Annotated in this window: 1 protein-coding gene; it reads right to left on the bottom strand. The window is 44.5% G+C overall.

The window, feature by feature from the left end; translation table 11 throughout:
- Positions 1-176: 176 nt before the first annotated feature.
- Entirely contained in the window at positions 177-992 is an 816-nt protein-coding gene (locus FTT87_RS15855; RefSeq protein WP_000018326.1) for an aminoglycoside O-phosphotransferase APH(3')-Ia, read from the bottom strand.
- Positions 993-1,185 lie beyond the last annotated feature (193 nt).

The following is a 1,185-nucleotide window of genomic DNA, read 5'->3' as shown; positions in this document are numbered from 1 at the left end:
AGTACCAGCGTACGGCCCACAGAATGATGTCACGCTGAAAATGCCGGCCTTTGAATGGGTTCATGTGCAGCTCCATCAGCAAAAGGGGATGATAAGTTTATCACCACCGACTATTTGCAACAGTGCCAAGCGCGGTGTCCGGAATTTCAGGTTTGTGTCTCTACAAAGACTAACTATCAGAAAAACTCATCGAGCATCAAATGAAACTGCAATTTATTCATATCAGGATTATCAATACCATATTTTTGAAAAAGCCGTTTCTGTAATGAAGGAGAAAACTCACCGAGGCAGTTCCATAGGATGGCAAGATCCTGGTATCGGTCTGCGATTCCGACTCGTCCAACATCAATACAACCTATTAATTTCCCCTCGTCAAAAATAAGGTTATCAAGTGAGAAATCACCATGAGTGACGACTGAATCCGGTGAGAATGGCAAAAGCTTATGCATTTCTTTCCAGACTTGTTCAACAGGCCAGCCATTACGCTCGTCATCAAAATCACTAGCATCAACCAAACCGTTATTCATTCGTGATTGCGCCTGAGCGAGACGAAATACGCGATCGCTGTTAAAAGGACAATTACAAACAGGAATCGAATGCAACCGGCGCAGGAACACTGCCAGCGCATCAACAATATTTTCACCTGAATCAGGATATTCTTCTAATACCTGGAATGCTGTTTTCCCGGGGATCGCAGTGGTGAGTAACCATGCATCATCAGGAGTACGGATAAAATGCTTGATGGTCGGAAGAGGCATAAATGCCGTCAGCCAGTTTAGTCTGACCATCTCATCTGTAACATCATTGGCAACGCTACCTTTGCCATGTTTCAGAAACAACTCTGGCGCATTGGGCTTCCCATACAATCGATAGATTGTCGCACCTGATTGCCCGACATTATCGCGAGCCCATCTATACCCATATAAATCAGCATCCAGGTTGGAATTTAATCGCGGCCTCGAGCAAGACGTTTCCCGTTGAATATGGCTCATAACACCCCTTGTATTACTGTTTATGTAAGCAGACAGTTTTATTGTTCATGATGATATATTTTTATCGGCACTGTTGCAAATAGTCGGTGGTGATAAACTTATCATCCCCTTTTGCTGATGGAGCTGCACATGAACCCATTCAAAGGCCGGCATTTTCAGCGTGACATCATTCTGTGGGCCGTACGCTGGTACT

This window comes from Acinetobacter sp. YH01022, assembly GCF_013420235.1.
Classification (GTDB): Bacteria; Pseudomonadota; Gammaproteobacteria; order Pseudomonadales; family Moraxellaceae; genus Acinetobacter.
Note: the sequence above shows the minus strand (reverse complement) of the source record. Positions and strands in the feature narration are given on the sequence as shown.